Source organism: Glutamicibacter sp. BSL13, from assembly GCF_052928425.1.
Genome location: NZ_JAVGCZ010000147.1, coordinates 1 through 4,519 on the forward strand (window position 1 = coordinate 1; position 4,519 = coordinate 4,519).

The 4,519-nt window shown below is 70.1% G+C and carries 5 protein-coding genes; all 5 read right to left on the minus strand.

The genetic code is table 11. The annotated features are described in order from the left end of the window. Positions 1–1,124, minus strand: a 1,124-nt coding sequence (locus tag RCJ92_RS14995; RefSeq protein ID WP_446754997.1) for a M23 family metallopeptidase, incomplete at its 3' end; no start/stop codon positions are given. Between the two features lie 13 nt (positions 1,125–1,137). Beyond that, positions 1,138–1,815 (minus strand): hypothetical protein, encoded by a 678-nt coding sequence (locus RCJ92_RS15000; protein ID WP_446754998.1) that lies wholly within the window; start codon positions 1,813–1,815, stop codon positions 1,138–1,140. Positions 1,816–1,892: 77 nt separating this feature from the next. Further along, positions 1,893–2,615, minus strand: a complete 723-nt coding sequence (locus RCJ92_RS15005) for a hypothetical protein (RefSeq protein WP_446754999.1) — start codon at positions 2,613–2,615, stop codon at positions 1,893–1,895. A 93-nt stretch (positions 2,616–2,708) separates the two neighbouring features. After that, positions 2,709–3,161, minus strand: coding sequence for a hypothetical protein (locus tag RCJ92_RS15010; protein WP_446755000.1), 453 nt, complete (start codon positions 3,159–3,161; stop codon positions 2,709–2,711). Then, positions 3,148–4,362, minus strand: a complete 1,215-nt coding sequence (locus RCJ92_RS15015; protein ID WP_446755001.1) for a ParB/RepB/Spo0J family partition protein — start codon at positions 4,360–4,362, stop codon at positions 3,148–3,150. Before RCJ92_RS15015 ends, RCJ92_RS15010 begins: the two co-directional genes overlap by 14 nt. Positions 4,363–4,519 lie beyond the last annotated feature (157 nt).

Genomic DNA, 4,519 nt, shown 5'->3' on the forward strand with positions numbered 1-4,519 from the left:
TCCAGCCAGGCGGCGGAGTCGATGGGCGTGCCGTTGGTGCCGCCCTGGCGGACCTCGAAGTGCAGATGGGGTCCGGTACTCTGCCCGGAGCTGCCGACGTCACCGATGTGCTGCCCGGCGGTGACCTGGTCGCCGACCGCGACGTGGATCCCGTCCTGCCACATGTGGATGTAGGCGGTCGCGATCTTCTGCCCGTCGATGGTGTGCTCGATGACGATGATGCCGCCGCCGGAGTCGGTGTAGCGGGCGACGGTCACGACCCCGTCGGCCGCCGCCATGATCGGCGTGCCATCGGGAGCGGCGAAGTCCGTGCCGGCGTGCAGCTTCCGCTCCCCGGTGATCGGGTGGATCCGGTACCCGAACGGCGAGGTCATCGTCCAGGTGCCCTCGGGCAGCGGGAACACGATCCGCGAGGACTCGGTCGTGTCCGCGACCGGCACCGCCCCCGGGTCAGTTGACGCGGAGGTCGTGGCAGTGCCGGCGAGGGCGGCGATGATGGCCTCGGCGACCGGCTCATAGTTGCGATACCGGTCCGGGAACGCGCTGACCTCGACGCTCTGGGCGGCTTCGCCCTTGTCCATCTGCTGCCAGTTGGGCACGTCGAGCAGGCCCCGCGGGGAGCCGTGGTTGGGACCATCCGGGCCGCCGAAGAACGCCCGGACTTCGTAGTCGATGTCCATCAGCTGAGCGACCGTGCCCCAGCCCGATTGCGGCCTCATCTGCCACAGCCCGAGGCTGTCGTGGTCCCCGCCGTTCCCGTCGTTGGGGTAGGAGGCGGACTCGGGGTAGGCGGAGGTGTTCGCGAGCTGCCGCAGCGAGGACTCGGTCAGCGCCGCCATCAAGGCGATGGTGATTGCGTCCCGGTTCACGCCGCCGATCCGGGACCCTGTGGTGATGATCTGGGCGGCACGGGTCAGCTGGGTCTTGTTCAGGGTGAACGACTCGCCGTCCGCGGTGGTGACCCGCAGCTGCTCGGGCACGTTGCCGACGTTGATCGGGCCGCTCCCGCCGCCATCTACGGCGCAGTTGGCGGTCGCGGGGTTGATCAGGATGCCGACGCCGAGCAGACCCAGCATCGGGGCGAACATCACGAACGCGAGCAGGACGGCCAGTGCCTTCTTCATCGCGACCCCTCGGCTACCGCAGGGGCTCGTCGAGGACGGAGAGCCGCAGCAGGTAGCAGGACTGGTCGCCGCGGGGCGGGCAGGTCAGGAAGATCGTGAACGCGACATCGTGTGTGCTGGTGACCGGCTTGTCGTACCAGACGCCCTCCCGATGCCGGATGCCCTCGATCGTGTAGGCGATGGTGCCCGGCGCGAGACTGTCACCGGCGGCGGCCTCCGCGTCGGCCCACTGGTCGGGGACATAGGCGCGCTCGATCTCCAGCCACTGCCGGGTCTGATATTCCTGCAGCTGCGTCCAGGTGGACTGGTCCGGCAGGTAGCCGTCGAGGTCGGAGACCAGGCCGGGGGTCTCCAGCCCGGACGGGTCGGCGACCTGCAGCAGCACGTCCCGGTGGTCCTGCGGGCTCAGCAGCGAGTAGGTGTCCCAGGTGAACAGGGCGTCCGCCACCGAGCGGGCGAACGTCTCGGGGTCACGAGTGGCCGGAATCGGTGCGAGGGACGCCTCTGTGGGCGACGGGGACGCGGTGCTGCTGGTGCCCCGGTCACCCGGCCGGCCGCCGTCCGGGTGGGGTTCGCCCATGATAAGGCCGTAGATGCCGACGCCGGCGAGCAGCGCGAGGACCAGGCCGATCGCGCAGACGGTGACGATCAGACGGCGGCGAGAATGCGAGTGCGGGGTCTGGCGGGCCACGATGAGGTGTCCTTCCTGGTCCAGGAGTTGCGGTCCCGATCCAGGTGCGGCCCCCGCCCCGCCAGCCCTGGCCCGCTTCAGCGGGAGGGCGTGTCGCGGCCGGGCGGATTCCGGTAGGGCGAGAAGTCGATATCCGGGGTCTGCAGGCGCCGCACGGTCTGCTCGACCCAGGTGCGGGCACGGTCGATGAGACTGTCGATGTCCGACGGGATCGTCTCGCCTTGCGCAGTGATCTCGGCCCGCTGGGTGCCGTCGGGCAGGCGGACGAGATCCTTCTGCAGCCAGGTCCAGCCGATCGGCACACGCTCGTCGTCGGCCCAGTCCGTGCCGCGCTCGTAGGCCTCCTCGATCGCGAAGACCGTGCCGTCGTTGACCATCAGCGGTTGGAATGTGTAGTTGCCCAGGGAGAACGCGGTCGGATCGCCGTCGTCGGCGTAGAAGATGTCCTCGCCGTAGGTCTTGCCGATGTAGGACAGGCCCGCATCCAGCAGCATCATCTGCCGGGTCCGGTACTCCGCATCCTGCGCCAGAGCGGGATCGACCAGCATCGGAGGCTCGTTCTGCCCGACGACGTGCAGGTACTCCTCGCGGTGCTGGTCGACGACCATCCGGTAGCCGTTGTCGGCGCGCTGCACATGCAGAGTGAGGACCGTGGTGCCGTCGTCGGCGTCGAAGTCGACCCGCCCGAACTCGCTCTCCTCAGCGAACCTCGGGCGCCCGCCGGGGACGACGATCCCGTTGGTGACCCAAACATGCGGCTCCAGGCGCTCCCCGGTGTCATACGGCGTCAGCTCGGCCATACCCCGCTCCCTCCCGTCACGGACGAAACTCGCCCAGAGGTCCCGGACGGGTACTCACCAGCCAGGTACGGACGGTGCCCGGCTGCCCAGGCCTCAGCGCCCCGGCGCAGGTGCGGAAGACGGCGGATCCGGCCGATCGCTGGAGGTGATCTCGAGGTGCTCAGCTCGTTCGGCCAGCGCCTTTTCGGCGGGTGAAGGTGCCGGGAGCCAGGCGATCTGTCCGTTCTCGGCGAAGCCGACCATCAGGTGGTCGGTCGCGCGGTCGACATGGACCGCGGCAGTGTCCAGCCGCATGGCCGCGGTCAGCGCATGCTCTCGGCCATCGGCACGGTCGCCCGCATCGGTCGAGGCGCGGTCGGCCAGGCGAGTGTGGAACGCGACGAGCTGCTGCAGGGACTGGTGCAGGCTGATCAAGGCCGACTGCAGCTCGCCGAGCACCGCATAGCTGTCGCCCGGCTCATCGAAGTGCCGGGTCGCATGCGCCAGCCCGCGGGCCGCCTCCGACAGCTCTCCGGCATCTGCCACCGGATTCTCAAAGCTCGGCATGCTCGACCTCGGCTTCCTCCGCGGACTCCTCCCGCGTGGTGCCCGCGACGGCCTCTGCTTCGCCGGCCGCATCGGTCTCCGCGCTGGCCTCCGTTTCGGCGGTGGCGCGGGCAGTGGTGGCTGCGGTGATGAAGGTGGTGGCACCGTCGACATACGTGTCGATGAGGTCCCATTGGGTCTGGTCGGCGTAGCGGCCGATCTCGACCGGGTCGTAGCGTTCCCACCAGCCGTGCTCACGGCGGAGCAGGTCGACGAGCTTGCGAACCTGGTGTTTCTGCCGCATCAGCGGATCTACGTCAGCCCAGCCGACCTTCGCCTCGGACGCGGCGGCGGCCTGCAGCGTCCGGACCCGTTCCAGCGCGAGCCCGGACTCCTTCGCGGCGTCCTTCGCCGGCAGGTCCGGCGTCAGGGCCGCGAGCTCCTCGCTTGCGGCAGCCCGGACCGTGTCGGGTGTGTCGGGGTGCTGGGCGAGGCGGGTGAGCGCAGCGAGGTTCTGGCGGGTCTTGACCTGCAGGAACCGGCCGTTGACCTTGCCGTCCTCGTTGAGCTCGAGCAGGGCCTCCGCAGCGTACTGGCGGACCATCGGGTCCTCGTCATCGTCGGCCGCGATCCGTCGGAGCTCGCCGATCTGTTCCAGCATCGTCCGCGAGTCCCGGCCGGTGACCGCGCGGGCCGCCTGCACCCGGGACTTCGTGTCATTCGCCTTCGGCTCATCCGTCTTCGCCGGACCGTCCGGGGGTGCCGATTCGGCACCCCCGTCCCCGGCCTCCCCATCCGCCGCACGATCAGCCTCGACAGTGTCCCGGTGCGGGGAGCCGAAGCGGGTGGCGGCGTCACGCCGTTCGGCGTCCTCGGCGTACAGGGCCTTCAGCTCCTCGTACAGCTCGGCCTGCTCGATCGGCTTGAGGGCCTTGCGCAGCGTCTGCTCGTCACGGATCGCGAGGACCTGGGAGAGCTTGTCCGACACGCCGGGCACGATCCACACCGGCGTGACCCGCCAGCCCAGCTTCTCCATCGCCGCGAGCCGCCGCTGCCCGGCGATCAGGACGTAGCTGTCGGTGACGGTGGGCGGGTTGAGGATCCCGAGGCGCTGGATCGAATCGCACAGCTCGTCGAGGTCTTCCTCGACATCGCGGCGGTAGGCGTGGCCGCGGGTGATCTGGTCGATGGCGTGCTCGAGCACGAGATGCCCGCGGGTCATGGCCGCTCGCCTCCTCCGGTGCTCTGGCGGGAGGCGGCGACCAGGCGGGTGTCGGCGAGCAGGTCGCCGAGGTCGTCACCGAGCAGGACCCGGGCGAACAGGCCCATCTCCCGCTCGTCGTGGCGGGGCCGGCGTCCGACTGTGAGGCGGACCAGGG

Bases quoted from the DNA above. Each gene is read 5' to 3' on its own strand.
- RCJ92_RS15005 (WP_446754999.1), bottom strand. From the start codon at position 2,615: ATGGCCGAGCTGACGCCGTATGACACCGGGGAGCGCCTGGAGCCGCAT.
- RCJ92_RS15015 (WP_446755001.1), bottom strand. From the start codon at position 4,362: ATGACCCGCGGGCATCTCGTGCTCGAGCACGCCATCGACCAGATCACC.
- RCJ92_RS15010 (WP_446755000.1), bottom strand. From the start codon at position 3,161: ATGCCGAGCTTTGAGAATCCGGTGGCAGATGCCGGAGAGCTGTCGGAG.